At 70.8% G+C, this 15384-nt stretch carries 16 protein-coding genes and 1 pseudogene; 12 read left to right on the top strand and 5 right to left on the bottom strand.

The window, feature by feature from the left end:
* Nucleotides 1-135: 135 nt before the first annotated feature.
* From thrS to UA75_RS10905, 6 genes and pseudogenes are all read left to right on the top strand, one after another.
* Nucleotides 136-2220 (top strand): threonine--tRNA ligase, encoded by a 2085-nt coding sequence (gene thrS, locus UA75_RS10880; protein ID WP_412459533.1) that lies wholly within the window; start codon nt 136-138, stop codon nt 2218-2220.
* Nucleotides 2217-2762: an HIT family protein gene (locus tag UA75_RS10885; protein ID WP_075740138.1), complete on the top strand. Its 546-nt coding sequence runs from the start codon at nt 2217-2219 to the stop codon at nt 2760-2762. The genes thrS and UA75_RS10885 overlap by 4 nt, the downstream gene beginning before the upstream one ends.
* Nucleotides 2763-2926: 164 nt before the next feature.
* Nucleotides 2927-3538 (top strand): phosphatidylinositol phosphate synthase, encoded by a 612-nt coding sequence (gene pgsA / locus UA75_RS10890; RefSeq protein WP_075740139.1) that lies wholly within the window; start codon nt 2927-2929, stop codon nt 3536-3538.
* A pseudogene (locus tag UA75_RS10895) lies at nt 3535-4485 on the top strand (phosphatidylinositol mannoside acyltransferase); the annotation flags it as partial. The gene pgsA and the pseudogene UA75_RS10895, both read left to right, overlap by 4 nt.
* A 401-nt stretch (nt 4486-4886) precedes the next feature.
* Entirely contained in the window at nt 4887-6032 is a 1146-nt protein-coding gene (locus tag UA75_RS10900; RefSeq protein ID WP_075740141.1) for a glycosyltransferase family 4 protein, read from the top strand.
* Nucleotides 6029-7270: an NUDIX hydrolase gene (locus UA75_RS10905; RefSeq protein WP_232237720.1), complete on the top strand. Its 1242-nt coding sequence runs from the start codon at nt 6029-6031 to the stop codon at nt 7268-7270. The genes UA75_RS10900 and UA75_RS10905 overlap by 4 nt, the downstream gene beginning before the upstream one ends.
* 199 nt (nt 7271-7469) lie before the next feature.
* Here the strand turns inward: UA75_RS10905 and UA75_RS10910 are convergent, their stop codons facing one another.
* Together UA75_RS10910 and UA75_RS10915 are read right to left on the bottom strand one after the other, a co-directional pair.
* The gene (locus tag UA75_RS10910; RefSeq protein ID WP_232237721.1) at nt 7470-8111 is read right to left on the bottom strand and encodes a lytic polysaccharide monooxygenase; all 642 of its coding nucleotides are present in this window, start codon (nt 8109-8111) and stop codon (nt 7470-7472) included.
* 275 nt (nt 8112-8386) lie between these two features.
* Nucleotides 8387-9148, bottom strand: a complete 762-nt coding sequence (locus tag UA75_RS10915; RefSeq protein WP_075740144.1) for a hypothetical protein — start codon at nt 9146-9148, stop codon at nt 8387-8389.
* A 281-nt stretch (nt 9149-9429) separates the two neighbouring features.
* On the opposite strand from UA75_RS10915, the gene pdxS reads away from it, so the two are divergent.
* Nucleotides 9430-10278, top strand: a complete 849-nt coding sequence (pdxS, locus tag UA75_RS10920; protein ID WP_232237830.1) for a pyridoxal 5'-phosphate synthase lyase subunit PdxS — start codon at nt 9430-9432, stop codon at nt 10276-10278.
* A 74-nt stretch (nt 10279-10352) separates the two neighbouring features.
* Here the strand turns inward: pdxS and UA75_RS10925 are convergent, their stop codons facing one another.
* The 3 genes from UA75_RS10925 to UA75_RS10935 form a co-directional block, all read right to left on the bottom strand.
* Nucleotides 10353-10757, bottom strand: a complete 405-nt coding sequence (locus tag UA75_RS10925) for a type II toxin-antitoxin system VapC family toxin (protein WP_198042988.1) — start codon at nt 10755-10757, stop codon at nt 10353-10355.
* Nucleotides 10754-10999, bottom strand: a complete 246-nt coding sequence (locus UA75_RS10930; protein WP_157434111.1) for a FitA-like ribbon-helix-helix domain-containing protein — start codon at nt 10997-10999, stop codon at nt 10754-10756. Before UA75_RS10930 ends, UA75_RS10925 begins: the two co-directional genes overlap by 4 nt.
* Before the next feature lie 76 nt (nt 11000-11075).
* Entirely contained in the window at nt 11076-11642 is a 567-nt protein-coding gene (locus UA75_RS10935; protein WP_075743668.1) for a helix-turn-helix domain-containing protein, read from the bottom strand.
* A 64-nt stretch (nt 11643-11706) separates the two neighbouring features.
* On the opposite strand from UA75_RS10935, the gene UA75_RS10940 reads away from it, so the two are divergent.
* From UA75_RS10940 to UA75_RS10960, 5 genes are all read left to right on the top strand, one after another.
* Nucleotides 11707-12615, top strand: coding sequence for an AzlC family ABC transporter permease (locus UA75_RS10940; RefSeq protein ID WP_083683109.1), 909 nt, complete (start codon nt 11707-11709; stop codon nt 12613-12615).
* Nucleotides 12606-12914 (top strand): AzlD domain-containing protein, encoded by a 309-nt coding sequence (locus tag UA75_RS10945; RefSeq protein WP_075740148.1) that lies wholly within the window; start codon nt 12606-12608, stop codon nt 12912-12914. Before UA75_RS10940 ends, UA75_RS10945 begins: the two co-directional genes overlap by 10 nt.
* 160 nt (nt 12915-13074) lie before the next feature.
* Entirely contained in the window at nt 13075-13695 is a 621-nt protein-coding gene (pdxT, locus tag UA75_RS10950; protein ID WP_075740149.1) for a pyridoxal 5'-phosphate synthase glutaminase subunit PdxT, read from the top strand.
* 129 nt (nt 13696-13824) lie between these two features.
* Nucleotides 13825-14577 carry a YebC/PmpR family DNA-binding transcriptional regulator gene (locus UA75_RS10955; protein WP_075740150.1) on the top strand — a complete coding sequence of 251 codons (753 nt, stop codon included), beginning with the start codon at nt 13825-13827 and terminating at the stop codon, nt 14575-14577.
* A 33-nt stretch (nt 14578-14610) separates the two neighbouring features.
* A complete protein-coding gene (locus tag UA75_RS10960) occupies nt 14611-15108 on the top strand; it encodes a DUF4262 domain-containing protein (RefSeq protein ID WP_075740151.1) in 498 nt (165 codons plus the stop codon).
* Nucleotides 15109-15384: the final 276 nt, after the last annotated feature.

The raw sequence follows: 15384 nt of genomic DNA on the forward strand, positions 1-15384 counted from the left end.
CGCCGTGCGCCGCGCCCATGGCGGGCATGGCATCGAGCCTCGGCGGGGCAAACCGTGCGGTGTCGGCGCGACGGCGCCGGATAGCATCGGGGTCCGCACCGTGCCCGGTGTTTCCGTCATCGTCAAGGAGTGACCGTGTCCCGACCGCAGTTCCCGCCGCCCGAGTCCGCGTCGCCCGTGAGGGTGCAGGCCGGGACCACCGCGGGGACGACGGTGCGCGAGGCGGGGCTGCCCGCCAAGGGCCCCGACGCCGTCGTCGTGGTCCGCGACCCGGCAGGCGTCCTGCGCGACCTGTCCTGGGCGCCGGAGACCGACACCGACGTCATCCCCGTGGCGGCCGACACCGAGGACGGCAGGGCCGTCATCCGCCACTCGACGGCCCACGTGCTGGCCCAGGCGGTCCAGGACCTGTTCCCCGAGGCGAAGTTGGGCATCGGTCCGCCCGTCACCGACGGCTTCTACTACGACTTCGACATGCCGCGTCCCTTCACTCCGGAGGACCTGCAGGCGCTGGAGAAGCGCATGAAGCAGATCGTCAAGGGTGCACAGCGGTTCTCCCGACGGGTCGTCGGCTCCGTGACCGCGGCGAAGGAGGAGCTGGCCGCCGAGCCCTACAAGCTCGAACTCGTCGACGTCAAGGGCGGGCCGGGCCAGGGCGAGGCCGCGGTGGACACCTCCGAGGTGATGGAGATCGGCGGCGCCGAGCTGACCGTCTACGACAACCTCGACCCGCGCAGCGGCGAGCGGGTCTGGGGCGACCTGTGCCGGGGTCCGCACATCCCGACCACCAAGCACATTCCCGCGTTCAAGCTGATGCGCAGCGCGGCGGCCTACTGGCGGGGCAGCGAGAAGAACCCGCAGCTCCAGCGGGTGTACGGCACCGCATGGGAGTCCACCGAGGCGCTGGAGGCGTACCTGGAGCGACTGGCGGAGGCCGAGCGCCGGGACCACCGCAGGCTCGGGGCCGAGCTGGACCTGTTCAGCTTCCCCGACGAGATCGGCTCCGGGCTGCCCGTCTTCCACCCCAGGGGCGGCATCATCCGCCGGGAGCTGGAGGACTACTCGCGCCGTCGTCACGAGGAGGCGGGCTACCAGTTCGTCTACACCCCGCACATCACCAAGGGCACGTTGTTCGAGATCTCCGGACACCTCCAGTGGTACGCCGACGGCATGTACCCGCCCATGCACCTGGACGCCGAGGTCGACGCCGACGGCGCGGTGCGCAAGCCCGGCCAGGACTACTACCTGAAGCCGATGAACTGCCCGTTCCACAACCTGATCTTCCAGTCGCGGGGCCGGTCCTACCGTGAGCTGCCGCTGCGGGCCTTCGAGTTCGGCTCGGTGTATCGCTACGAGAAGTCCGGCGTGGTGCACGGCCTGACCAGGGTGCGCGGCCTGACGATGGACGACGCGCACATCTACTGCACCCCGGAGCAGGTCGGCGAGGAGATCCGGTCGCTGCTCACCTTCGTGCTGGACCTCCTGCGCGACTTCGGGCTGGACGACTTCTACCTGGAACTGTCCACTCGCGACGAGGAGAAGTACGTCGGCTCGGACGAGGTCTGGGCCGAGGCCACCGAGACGCTGCGGGAGGTCGCCGTGGCGAGCGGGCTCGAGCTGGTCCCCGATCCGGGCGGTGCGGCCTTCTACGGGCCGAAGATCTCCGTCCAGGCCAAGGACGCGCTCGGTCGCACCTGGCAGATGTCGACCATCCAGCTCGACTTCAACCTTCCCGAGAAGTTCGGCCTGGAGTACACCGCCTCCGACGGCTCGCGACAGCGGCCGGTGATGATCCACCGGGCGCTGTTCGGCTCCATCGAACGTTTCTTCGGGATCCTGACCGAGCACTACGCGGGTGCCTTCCCCGCCTGGCTCGCGCCGGTCCAGGTGGTGGGCATCCCCATCGCCGACGAGCATGCCGAGTACTTGGCGGGCGTCGCCAAGGCACTGCGGGCCAAGGGGCTGCGGGTCGAGGTCGACACCTCCGACGACCGGATGCAGAAGAAGATCCGCAACCACACGACGCAGAAGGTGCCGTTCCTGCTGCTGGCAGGCGGCAAGGACGTCGAGGCGGGTGCGGTCTCCTTCCGCTTCCGTGACGGCAGCCAGATCAACGGCGTGCCGGTGGATCGAGCGGTCGAGGCGCTGGCCGACTGGGTCGGCCGCCGGGAGAACTCCTCCCCGACCGCCGAGGCCTTCGACCCCGTGCGACCGGGATGACCGAGTTCGCCGAGCAGCAGGGCGTCGGCATCCCCGACGCCCTGCAACGGCTCTGGACACCGCACCGGATGAGCTACATCCGAGGAGAGAACAAGCCTGCGGGCACGGCCGAGGACGGCTGTCCGTTCTGTCTGCTGCTGGCATTCGACGACGCCGACGCGTTGATCGTCGCTCGCGGTGAGCTGGTCTTCGCGGTGCTCAACCTGTACCCGTACAACCCCGGCCATCTGATGGTGCTGCCCTACCGGCACGTCCCGGACTACACCGACCTGACGGCTCGGGAGACGGTCGAGCTGGCGGACTTCACCCAGCGCGCCATGCGGACGATCCGGCTGGCCTCGGCGCCGCACGGCTTCAACATCGGGATGAATCAGGGCCCCGTCGCGGGCGCGGGCATCGCCGCGCATCTGCATCAGCACGTGGTGCCGCGTTGGGGCGGCGACGCGAACTTCATGCCGGTCATCGCCCACACCAAGGTGTTGCCGCAACTCCTGGGGGAGACCCGTTCGCTGCTCGCCGCCGCCTGGGCGGAGAGCGGATGAACCCGACCGGGTCCCGCGCGAGGGGCGATGTCGGCAATGTCGGTGATGCCGCCGCCGTGCGGTGCGGTGTCGCTCGTTAGTCTGATTTCCGAAACCTGACATGCCCGCTGGCAGGACCCGCCCGGGTTCGCGCCGTCGATGGAAGGTCTGAGTCGACCAGTCCCATGCTCAACATCTTCGCGCGTGCCTCGGTCTCCCGCGTCACCGATCCGGTGGGCGGGTGGCTGGTGCGTCGTGGGCTCTCGCCGAACGTCATGACGGTGATCGGCACCCTCGGCACGATCGTCGCCGCTCTGTGGTTCCTGCCCAGGGGCGAATTGTTCGTCGGCGCGGCGGTGGTCACGGTGTTCGTGCTGTTCGACCTTCTCGACGGCGCGATGGCGCGGGTCAGCGGCGGCACCACCACCTTCGGCGCGGTGCTGGACTCCTGCTGCGACCGACTGGCCGACGCGGCCCTGTTCGGCGCCATCGCCTACTGGTGCTTCGTCGGTGCCGACGATCGGGTGACCGGCATCGCCGCGCTGATCTCGTTGAGCTGCGGCCAGGTGATCTCCTACGTCAAGGCCAGGGCCGAGGCCTCCGGGCTGTCCGCCGACGGCGGGCTGGTCGAGCGGGCCGAGCGGTTGATCATCGGGCTGGTGGGCGTCGGCATCCACGGTCTCGGCGTGCCGTACATCCTCCAAGTGAGCCTGTGGCTGTTGGCGGTGCTCTCGGTGATCACCGTGGGACAGCGTCTGCTGGCCGTGCACCGCTCCGCCTCGGAGCAGGCGGTATGAGCGGCCCAGCGGACGGCTCCTCGACGCACTCGACACACTCGCTGCGGGAGCGGCTCGTCGACGGCGCCTACACCGCAGGATGGCGCCTGGTGCGGCTGTTGCCGGAGCGGGCGGCCCGACTGCTGTTCCAGGCCGGCGCCGATCTGGCGGTGCGGCGCGGCGGCCGGGGCATCGACCAGCTTCGCCGGAATCTTCGGCGGGTGGCGCCGGAGCTGACGGAGGCGGGACTCGACGACCTGGTCCGGCGATCGATGCGGTCGTACCTCCGCTACTGGCGGGAGGCGTTCCGGCTCCCTGCGATGGACCTGCGGACCGTCAGCGCGCGGGTCGACGCGGGCGTGGTCGGCCGCGAGCATCTGGATGCGGCCTTGGCGCAGGGACGCGGCGCGATCGCGGTCCTGCCGCACAGCGGCAACTGGGACATCGCAGGCGTGTGGGCGGTGAGCAGGTACGGCGGATTCACCTCGGTCGTCGAGCGGCTGCGGCCGGAGCCGCTGTACCGGCGGTTCGTCGCGTACCGCGAGTCGATGGGCTTCGAGATCCTTCCCCATGACGGTGGCCGACAGATGATGTCGACGCTGCTCACCCGGCTGCGCGAGAACCGTCTGCTGTGTCTGATCGCCGACCGCGACCTGAGCCGCCGGGGCGTCGAGGTGCAGTTCTTCGGCGAGACCACCCGGATGGCGAGCGGGCCTGCTCGGCTCGCCGCGGCGACCGGGGCGGTGCTGGTGCCCGCCGCGTGCGAGTTCACCGACGACGGCTGGGCGATCCGGCTCTACGAACCCGTGCCGGTGACCGGTGCGAGTCCGGCCGAGGTACAGGCCGCCACGCAGCAGGTCGCCGACGTCTTCGCCGCCGACATCGCCGCCCGCCCGGAGGACTGGCACATGATGCAGCCGCTCTGGCTCGCCGACCTCTCGGCGCGGCGCCGAGCGATCCTGGCCGAGGACGCCGCCACGACGGGCGCTGCGAGTGCGGACGCGGCGGCCGGGACGACGGGCCCCTCGGCGGGCCCGGTCGCCGGGGAGGGCGTCGCCGGGGACACCGCTCGCGCCGAGAAACCCGAAGAGCCCACGGACTCCGCCGACCGCGAAGACTCCGTGGACCACGAGTCCGGACCGGGCGGGGAGGCGGACGAGACGTCGGCTCGCCGAGAGCGTCCCGGCTCGGGAACGGGTGCCGGATCCGACCTCGCCGTGCCCGCCGATGCGGCGGCAGAGTCCGAGGCCTCCCGCGCTGCCGGGACGCCCCACACAGCCGGGCACCCCGACGCGGCGGCGGGATCGATCGAGGCTCCCTCGCCCGCCCACGAGCAGCCGACCGGCCGAGACCGCGCGGAGCCGCCGTCGTGAGGATCGGTCTGGTCTGCCCGTATTCCCTCGAGGTTCCCGGCGGGGTGCAGGCCCACGTCATGGATCTCGCCCACACCCTCATCGGGCTGGGCCACCGGGTGAACGTGCTCGCCGCCGCCGACGAGGACGCCGAGCTGCCGAGCTTCGTGACGCCTGCGGGCCGCGCGTTGGGCATCCCCTACAACGGGTCGGTCGCCCGGCTCTCCTTCGGCCCGGTCTCCTTCGCCAGGGCGCGTCGGTGGGTTCGTGATCATCGGTTCGACGTGCTGCACCTGCACGAGCCGGTCGCGCCCAGCCTGTCGTTGCTGGCGTTGATGGTGGCGGACGGCCCGATCGTGGCGACCTTCCACACCTCCACGCAGCGCTCGCGAACCCTGGCGGCCTTCCACTCGGTCCTTCAGCCGTTCCTGGAGAAGATCACCGCACGGATCGCGGTGTCCGCGCTGGCCAGGCGGGTCCAGGTCGAGCACCTCGGCGGTGACGCGGTGCTCATCCCCAACGGCGTGAACGTCGACTTCTTCGCCGCCGCCGGGCAGCTCGACGGCTATCCGAGGCAGGGCGGCACCGTCGGGTTCGTCGGTCGTTATGACGAGCCGCGCAAGGGCATGCCGATCCTGCTCGACGCGATGCGCCTGCTCATCGAGCGCAGGCCCGATCTGCGGCTGCTGGTCGTCGGGAGGGGCGACGCCGACGAGCTGCGCGCTCGGGCAGGCGCCGAGCTGGCAGGCAGGCTGGATCTGCTCGGTCAGGTCGACGACGTGGACAAGGCACGCGCACTGCGCAGTGTGGACGTGTACTGCGCGCCCAACACCGGCGGCGAGAGCTTCGGCATCATCCTGGCCGAGGCGATGGCGGCAGGCACCGCTGTACTGGCCAGTGATCTCGACGCCTTTCGCCGGGTGCTCGACGACGGCCGGGCCGGGGTGCTCACCCCGGTCGGTGACGCCGAGGCGCTGGCGCGGCGGCTGGCCGACCTGTTGGACGACGCCCCGCGCCGAGCCGAGTTCGCCGAGGCGGGCAGCCGCTTCGTCGAGAACTTCGACTGGCCGGTGGTGGCTCGTCAGGTGCTCCGGGTCTACGAGACCGCGATGGCGGCCGATCCGCGCCGCGTCGGCGAGGCTGACGGCGGCGATGCCGAATGAGCGTGACCACGCTGCTGGTCGTCGTCCTGATCGTCCTCACGCTCCTGCTGCTCATCGGCGGCTGGTCCGTCCTCATCGCCAACCGTCTCAACCGGCTGCACGTCCGCACCGACGCGGGCTGGGCCGCGTTGGAGGCGGCGCTGGGCAGACGGGCCGTGGTGACGCGGGCGGTGGCGGCGGTCGGCCCGGTCGCGGCCGTCGCGGAGTCGCCCCGTGGCGCGGCACTGGACGCCAGGCCGCCGTGCATGTCGCCGGTCGACCCCGCGACGCCCGACGGAACACCCCCGGACGCCGAGTCGTCGCCGACCGCGTGGTCCGCTGCCGAACCGTCGCGGGTGTCGTCTCTCGACGGGGAGCCGTCGCGCGTGTCGTCCTTCGACGCGGAGTCCTCACGTGTCTCGTCCTTCGACGCGGAGTCCTCGCGCGTCTCGCCCCTCGACGCCGAACGCCTCCGGGCCGCTGCCCTCGACGCCGAACTGACCCCGAGGGCGGGACGGGAGAACAGCGAGAACCTGCTGGGCCGGATGCTGGGCGAGCTCGACCGGTCCCGACTGCCCGTCCCGTTGGCCGCCGAACTGACGGAGGCCGAGGAACGGGTGATGCTCGCCAGGCGGGTCTACAACGACGCGGTGCGCGACACCCTCGCCCTGCGGGCCCGGCGGCCGGTGCGGTGGCTGCGGCTGGCGGGCGGTGCGCCCCCGCCCGAGTACTTCGAGATCGTCGAGCGGGCGAGCGAGCCGGAACCGGCCAGTCCGGTGATCTACCGCCCGTCGGCGCGGGTGCTGCTGCTGGACGACGCGGACAGGCTGTTGCTGTTCGAGTCCAGCGACCCCGGCAGACCGCAGGAGACCTTCTGGTGCACCGCAGGCGGCGGCGTCGAGGCCGGTGAGGAGCTGCGGGCCGCCGCAGTCCGTGAGGTGACCGAGGAGACGGGTCTGGTGCTCGTCGAGTCCGACCTGGTCGGGCCGGTCTGGCTTCGCCGAGCCGTCTTCGGTTTCGACGGGGAGGTCTTCGACAGCGAGGAGTGGTTCTTCGTCGCCAGGATCGAGCCGGGCACGGCGGGCGTCGACGTCTCCGGTTTCACCGACCTGGAACGGCGCACGGTGCGTGGCCATCGGTGGTGGACGGCTGCGGAGCTCAGGGAGACCGAGGCCACGGTGTACCCCGTGCAGCTCGCCGAGTTCCTGCCCGAGGTGCTCGCAGGCCGCTGGGACGGCCGGGTGCGCACCATCCGCTGATGCGGCAGCGGAGGCGGGTACCCGAACAGGGCACGGCCCGCGCAGCACGGATCCGATCGAGCCGATCTCTTCGCCACCGGCCTCTCGCCCCCTGGGCGGCTCCTCCCGCGACCTACCGGCATGACGAGCAGCGCCCGCCCCGGCTTCGTCACGGACGAGGCGGGGCGGGCGCGTGGATCGTGACGTCCCTACCGACGGCTCAGCCGCCGAAGACGACGTCGGAGCAGTTGTAGAACGCCTCCGGGCTGTCGGAGCGCTGCCAGATCGAGTAGATGATGTGCTGACCGGACTTGCCCTCGGGCAGCTCGGCGGTCCACTGATACGAGCCGTCCACGATCGGCGGGTCGGTCACGGTGGAGAACGGCTCCGGTTCGAGGTCCGACCACGTCAGCGGCGAGCTCGGGTCGAAGCCGTCCTTGGTCACGTACAGGTCGAAGTCGCCGGGATGCGGCGCCCAGGCCACGTACTCGAAGGTCCACTCGCCGCTCGTGGGCAGGGTGGTGGTCTGCCAGTCGCGCGGGACGTCATAGGCGGCGTACTTGTCGGTGCCCGCGCCGCAGAGCTGTCCGTCGGGGATCAGCTCCTGATGCCTGCCTGCGGCGTCGCTGATGAGGATGCCGAACCAGTCGTACAGCGGCTGGGTGCCGCCCTCGGCGATCGCGTCCGTGCACGCCTCGGACTGCGGGTTCTCCGGCCCCTCCTCGAAACAGAAGTACGTGCGGGTCCCCGGTGAGGACATCCCGCCGTGGGCCAGCGCGCTGCTTGCGGGCAGCAGAGCCGCGAGCAGGCCGACGACTCCGGCCAGCACGCCGATCAACGCGCCCTTGCGTCGTCTCGTCACGGTTATCTCCTTACGTGATGCTCCCGACTGCTGACGGTAATTAACAGTCCGGCGGGTGACTATCCGCTCGGTGGCGCCACCTGAGCCGCGCATCCGGTCGAAGCGGCTGGCCGAGACGGCCCAGTTCGAGGCCGGTCCGTCGAGGCAGGGCGGGTCCTGCCGGTCTGCGGACCGGCCCGCCCGGCGCCGGGGGACCAACGGGCGTCCGTGCCGCCTGCCGCGCACGCGACCGCGGGCGATCGGTTCGTCGACCCGATCGCCTCCTCGGCACGCTTCTAATCTGCGGCCGGAGTTCCTCGCTCACCCAGGCGGGCGGTGCCGCCCCTGATGCTCGGCCGGGGCCCGCTCGACCGGCGGATTCGATCCGGCGCCCGCCCACTGCGGTCCGCCGCCACACCTGGCACGGGTCGGCGGGCGCGGGTCCGGTGGGTGAGCAGCGTGTCGACGATGACCCTGGCGGTCTCCTCCACGCTCTGCTGGGTGGTGTCGAACACCAGCAGCCTGGCGTGTCGGGCGCCCATGCCGTCGACGAGCACCCGCGTGAACTCGGCGGCGAACTCGGCATCGGCCACCGAGTGCCGGTCGTTGGTGTCGGCGTCCGACCGTTCGGCGAGCCGGGCCGCGCGCTCGGCGGAGGGCGCGTGCAGGTAGACGGCGAGGTCGAAGGCCACGAACCAGTTCGCCCGGCGCAGTGCCCAGCGGGCGGGCAGGTAGGGGCCTGCGGCGATGCCCGACGCAACGCAGCGGTCCACGTAGCCGTCCTGCACGAGCACGACGTCGGGATGCCGATACGGCAGCAGCCTGGTGAGCAGCGCGTCCAGGGCGTACCCGGCCAGCAGGAACGTGGTGCTCGCCAGCGTGCGGCGGGGCAGCCGGAAGGGGCGCAGCGGTCGGCGCAGCGGCTCCAGCAGCGTGCCGATGCTGATCAGCCCTCGATGCCGCCGGGCGGGAACGCCACGGGCGGCGAGCATTCTCACCACGACCTCGGTGAGAGTGGACTTGCCGGTCATGTCGAGCCCGTCGACCAGGATGCGCATCGAACCTCCGTTGTCGTGAAAGCACGATATGCGACCTATGGGAGGTCGTGATCACGAGTCACGCGGAGCGGGAAGTGGACTGGTCAGATCGAGGTCGATTGGCCTGGGGCACCGGTCCACGTCAGTCGTAGACTAGCCGGACCACACTCGTACGAACGGGTGAATCGCTACTCGACGTTCCCTGAAAGGCGCACGCTGTGACCTCGGCCGACATCACCACCTCCGACTCCGAGCAGCCCGCCGTGACCCCGGTGACGGGGACCGCGCGGGTCAAGCGCGGCATGGCGGAAATGCTCAAGGGCGGCGTCATCATGGACGTCGTCACCCCCGAGCAGGCGAAGATCGCCGAGGACGCGGGCGCCGTCGCGGTGATGGCGCTGGAGCGGGTCCCCGCCGACATCCGGGTGCAGGGCGGCGTCGCGCGGATGTCCGACCCCGACATGATCGACGGCATCATCGACGCCGTGTCGATCCCCGTGATGGCCAAGGCCCGGATCGGTCACTTCGCCGAGGCGCAGGTCCTTCAGGCCATCGGCGTGGACTACGTCGACGAGTCCGAGGTGCTGACCCCCGCCGACGAGGCCCACCACATCGACAAGTGGAACTTCACCGTTCCCTTCGTGTGCGGGGCCACCAACCTCGGCGAGGCCCTGCGTCGGATCTCCGAGGGCGCGGCGATGATCCGTTCCAAGGGCGAGGCGGGCACGGGCAACGTCGTCGAGGCCACCCGGCACATGCGTCAGATCCGGTCCGACCTGCGCAGGCTGGCCGTGCTCGATGACGAGGAGCTGTTCGTCGCCGCCAAGGAGCTGCGGGCGCCCTACGAGCTCGTCCGGGAGATCGCCGAGGCGGGCAGGCTGCCCGTCGTGCTGTTCACCGCGGGCGGCATCGCCACGCCCGCCGACGCGGCGATGATGATGCAGCTCGGCGCCGAGGGCGTCTTCGTCGGCTCCGGCATCTTCAAGTCCGGCGACCCGGCCAAGCGGGCCGAGGCCATCGTGAAGGCGACCACCTTCTACGACGACCCGGATGTGATCGTCAAGGTGTCGCGCGGCCTGGGCGAGGCGATGGTGGGCCTCAACGTGACGGACCTGCCGGAGAGCCAGCGCTACGCGGACCGGGGCTGGTGAGTCGCGGGCACTGACGTCCGGCCCGGCACCGCAGGACGTGGTGCCGGGCCGCTCGGCCGGCGCTGAAGCGCCCCTCAGCCGTTGGGGAAGAGTTCGATCTTGGCGTTGTGCCCGTTGCTTCTGGCGAGTTTCGCGTCGCAGGTGAGCAGCGGGACGTCGAAGACTTCGGCCAGTGCGATGTACAAGGCGTCGTATGCTGAGACCGAGTGTCGCAGGTTCCACGCACGCGCTACCAGCGGCTTCAGCGGGACTCTGGCAATGGGTGCCTCGGAGACCCTGGTCAGCGCTCGCTCTGCCTGAGCCGAGGAGAGTTCCTGCCGCAGATTCATACTTCGCAGCACTCGCAGGGCCTCGGCATCGATGATCTCCGGCGCGCAGGCCGAGGAAGCCAGCATCCTGCGGATGAGTCTGACATCAGGCTTGGCGACGGCCACGGACTCGATGAGTGCGGAGTTGTCGATCACACAGTCAACTGTCACTCCCCTGACTCCGGATCTCCGCCTTTGGCCTCCCGCACTGCGGCGAGTGCGGTCTCCCGATCGACTCCCCAGTCACGGTCGAGCGCGGACTCGAGCCAGGCCTTCATGTCAGGACCCGCAGTCATCTTCTCGAGTTGCTTCCGGACGTAACCGCTGAGGGACAGATCCTCACGCGCCGCTCTGACCCGCAACTCGCTGTAGGCGTGCTCCGACAGATCTCTGATCTGCAATGTTCGACCCATGCAGCCATTCTAAGACACCAAGCGCGAATTTAGCGCTGATTGTTGTCGTATTCACCCAATCGCGTGATCTTGACCGCTAGACGTGCTCCATCACCAGCACGATCCGCGTGTCCGGCGCCGTCGCCTCGTACCGATGGGGGACGTCGCCGGGGAAGCTTAGGTAGTCGCCCTCGGCCAGCTCGACGACCCGGTCCAGCGGTCCGGCGCGTAGCGATCCGCAGGCGACGACGAGGTGTTCGACGGTGCCCGGCAGGTGCGCGTCGGCCTCGCGGCTGGCGCCGGGCTGGAGGACGACGGTGAAGACGTCCCGTCGCGCCCCCGGCGGGCAGGCGGCGAGCAGCCTCGCGTCGAAGTCGGCCTGTTCGGATCGCACGCTGAGGCCTTCATTGGCGCGGACGACCTGCACCGGCCGGTTCGGCGGGTCGACCAGCCTGCTGAAGGGCACGCCCAGTGCCACGCCCAGTGCCCACAGCGTCTCCACGCTGGGGTTGCCGTTGCCCGCCTCCAGTTGGGACAGGGTCGACTTGGCGACCCCGGCGCGGCGGGCCACCTCGCTCAGGGACAGCCCCGCCCGGCTCCGCTCCCGGCGCAGGGCGGCGGCGATGACCGCCAGCGGTGCCCCGGTCTGCTCGTTCTCAGTCATGATCGCTCCAGTGAACATTCGTTCTTCTTGACGAACGAACGATGCTTGTTCAGGATGTGAGTCGATGAGTTCGATATGGCGAACGATAGACAGGCCCTTACTCCGGGACGTCGGCGCGTTGGCCGCCGCCATCGCGGTGGTCGGTGCCTCGTTCGGTGCGATGGCGGTCGCCGCCGGGCTGTCGATGTGGACCGCGCTCTTCATGTCGCTGGTCGTCTTCGCGGGCGGTGCCCAGTTCATGGTGGTCGGCGTGCTCGCGGCGGGCGGCGGACCGGTGGCCGCCGTCGTGGCGGGCCTGCTGCTCAATCTGCGTCACCTGCCCTTCGGTCTCGCGCTGGGCGACACCATGGGGCGCGGCCTGCTCGCCAAGCTCGTGGGCAGTCACGTCTTGATCGATGAGTCGGTCGCCTTCGCACTGGCCCAGCGTGACCCCGAGCGCGCGCGGGCCGCCTACTGGGTCTCCGGAGTGGCGGCCTTCCTGGCCTGGAACCCGGCGGTGGTGCTCGGGGCGCTGGCCGGGGAGGCACTCGGCGACACCGCCGTCTACGGCGTCGACGCCGCGTTCCCCGCCGCGCTCGTCGCGCTGGTCCTGCCCGCGCTGCGGGTGGCCGCCACCCGACGGGCGGCCCTGATCGGCGCGCTGGTCGCCGTGGCCGCGACGCCCGTCCTCCCGGCCGGGATGCCCGTCCTGCTGGCCTTGATCGGCGTCGTGTTCGCCCTGCCGCTGCCGCGCTGGGCGAGGCAGGGCGGCAACGCGGCCGCAGCGGACCGACTCGGGTCGCCGACGGACGGGCCGGTCCCGGATCTGAGCACCGGCGCGGGAGCCGCCCCGGCGCCGCCCGGCCCCGTCGCGCATCCCGACGGCTTCGGGGAGCCTGCGGCCGCGACAGAGCATCCCCGCACCGCGACGGAGCATTCCCGCACCGCGACAGAGCGTCGCGCCGATACCGAGGAGGAGACGCCATGTCCGTGACGACGGTGCTCGTCCTGGCGGCGGGCACCTACCTGCTGCGCCTCGCCGGTCCGCTGCTGCGCGGGCGGATCGAGGTGTCGGAGCGTGCCAGGCAGCTGCTGGCCACCGCCGCGACCACCCTGCTCACCGCCCTGCTGTTCACCGCCGCGCTCACCGAGGCGGGCGGCTTCGCGGGGTGGGCGCGGCCTGCGGGCGTCGCCGTCGGCGCGGTGCTGGCCTGGCGGCGTGCGCCGTTCGTGGTCGTCGTCATCGCCGCCGCCCTCACCGCCGCCGGTCTGCGCCTGCTCGGCATCCCCTGATCGGCGCGGCCATGGGGCGACGCGGCCGGTAGGACGGCCTGACTAGGCTGGTCGGCGCAGTGTGCTGCGGCGCAGCCCCGACAGGCAGCCCGCTGCGCCTCGGCCGTGCCCCGGCGCGTCCGTCCCCGTGCACCGCTGTCCGCTTCACAGGAGGTCGCTCGTGTCCGCCGCGCCCGTCATCGGTGTGCTCGCCCTGCAGGGCGACGTCCGAGAGCACCTGCTCGCCCTCGCCGAGCTGGACGTGCTCGCCAGGCCGGTTCGCCGGGCCGCCGAACTGGCCGAGGTCGACGGACTCGTCCTTCCCGGTGGCGAGTCGACGACGATGAGCAGGCTGTTGTCCGTCTTCGAGCTGTTCGAGCCGCTGCGGGAGCGGATCGCCGACGGTCTGCCGGTGCTCGGCTCCTGTGCAGGCATGATCCTGTTGGCCCGTGAGGTCCTCGACGGTCGATCGGACCAGCAGGTCCTCGGCGGGGTCGACATGGTGGTGCGGCGCAACGCCTTCGGACGACAGGTCGACTCCTTCGAGGCCGACCTCGACGTCGCAGGCATGCCGGGCGGTCCGCTGCGGGCGGTCTTCATCCGTGCGCCCTGGGTGGAATCGGCCGGTGCGGACGTCGAGGTGCTGGCGAGCGTGCCCGAGGTGCCCGAGGCCGGAGCCGCCGCCGGTAGGATCGTCGCGGTTCGGCAGGGGGCGGTGATCGCGACCGCGTTCCATCCTGAGCTGCTGGCGGGTGATCGGCGGGTGCACGAGCTGTTCGTCCACGCCGTGCGCGAGCGGTGAGCATGCCCTGCCGGGCCGGTCGCCGGAGTCGGTGCGGGGTGCGGTCGCGTCCGCCCGTCCGGCGCGGCGAGATGACCGCAGGCGAGATGACAGCGGCGAGATGACGATGACGTCGACGATGGAGGAGACATGAGCGGCCACTCCAAATGGGCCACCACGAAGCACAAGAAGGCCGCCGTCGATGCCAAGCGAGGTAAGCTCTTCGCCAAGCTGATCAAGAACATCGAGGTGGCGGCGAGAACCGGTGGCGGTGACCCGGAGGGCAACCCCACCCTCTACGACGCCATGCAGAAGGCCAGGAAGAACTCCGTCCCGCTGGACAACATCGAGCGCGCCCGCAAGCGCGGCGGCGGCGAGGAGGCAGGCGGCGCCGACTGGCAGACGATCATGTACGAGGGCTATGGGCCCAACGGCGTCGCGGTCCTGGTCGAGTGCCTGACCGACAATCGCAACCGCGCCGCGTCCGAGGTTCGCACGGCCATGACGCGCAACGGCGGATCGATGGCCGACCCCGGCTCGGTCTCGTACCTGTTCTCCCGCAAGGGGGTCGTGGTGCTGCCCAAGAACGGGCTGAGCGAGGACGACGTGCTCGGCGCGGTGCTGGAGTCCGGCGCCGAGGAGGTCAACGACCTCGGGGAGAACTTCGAGGTCGTCTCCGAGGCAGCCGACCTGGTGGCGGTGCGCTCCGCCCTGCGCGCGGCGGAGATCGAGTACGACTCGGCCGAGGCCGACTTCGTGCCTTCCGGCACGGTGGAGCTGGACGTGGACACGGCGCGGAAGGTCTTCCGGCTGATCGACGCGTTGGAGGACTGCGACGACGTGCAGAACGTCTTCTCCAACATCGACGTGTCCGACGAGGTCATGCAGGCCGTCGAGGCCTGAGTCACCCGCCGCCGACTCGGAAGGGCTGCTCGGATGCTTCCTGGAGACGAGGAGGCCCGCAGGAGACTGCTGGCCGACGCAGAGGAGCACGGTGCCGCGGTCGTGCACGTCGGGGGTGACCGCAACGGGCCGCCGTTCGCCTTCACCGTGGGGCTGTGGCGGCGCTGCGGCAGCCCCGAGGCGGTTGCGGTGGGCATGCCGCCGAAGGTCGCGCACGCCGTGCTGAACCAGTTCGTTCAGCGCGTGCTCGGCGGGGAGGCCTTTGCGATCGGGCAGTGTTATGACGGATTCATCCAGGACTGTCCGGTCACCTTCGAACGAGTGGACAAGGGCTACTACGCTGAGTACTTCGGGCACGCTCTTCTGATGTATCGCCGGGGCGACTTTCCGGCCGTGCAATTGATCGCGGCCAGCCCGGAGGGCGCCTGGCCGTGGCAGCCGGACGCACCGAGCGGCCTCGTCCGATGGCAGCGTATTCTCACGGACAGTGGTCGTCCGGTGAGCTGGATTCCTGGCGACACCGGCCCCTGACGGCCCCGACGGCGTAGCCCGCGACGGTGCGTCACCTCTCGTAACCCGGCCGCGCGCGCAGAGACGTGGTCAGCCTGACAGTGTGTCTGGCCGCGCGTGCCGGGGTGCTCCGCCAGGTGGGTGTTTCTTGTCGAGTCGGGCGCCGTCGATCTCACGCTGAGCAGTGAACCCGGCACGTCGTTGGGTCTTCTGGGTGTATTCGTCGTCGTTTTCCTGGGCCATGGGACTAAACGGCGCAATGGAGTAGGCTGGCTCCGCCCGAGTCGGATTAGCAGA

Source organism: Actinoalloteichus sp. GBA129-24 (assembly GCF_001941645.1).
GTDB lineage: Bacteria > Actinomycetota > Actinomycetes > Mycobacteriales > Pseudonocardiaceae > Actinoalloteichus_A > Actinoalloteichus_A fjordicus.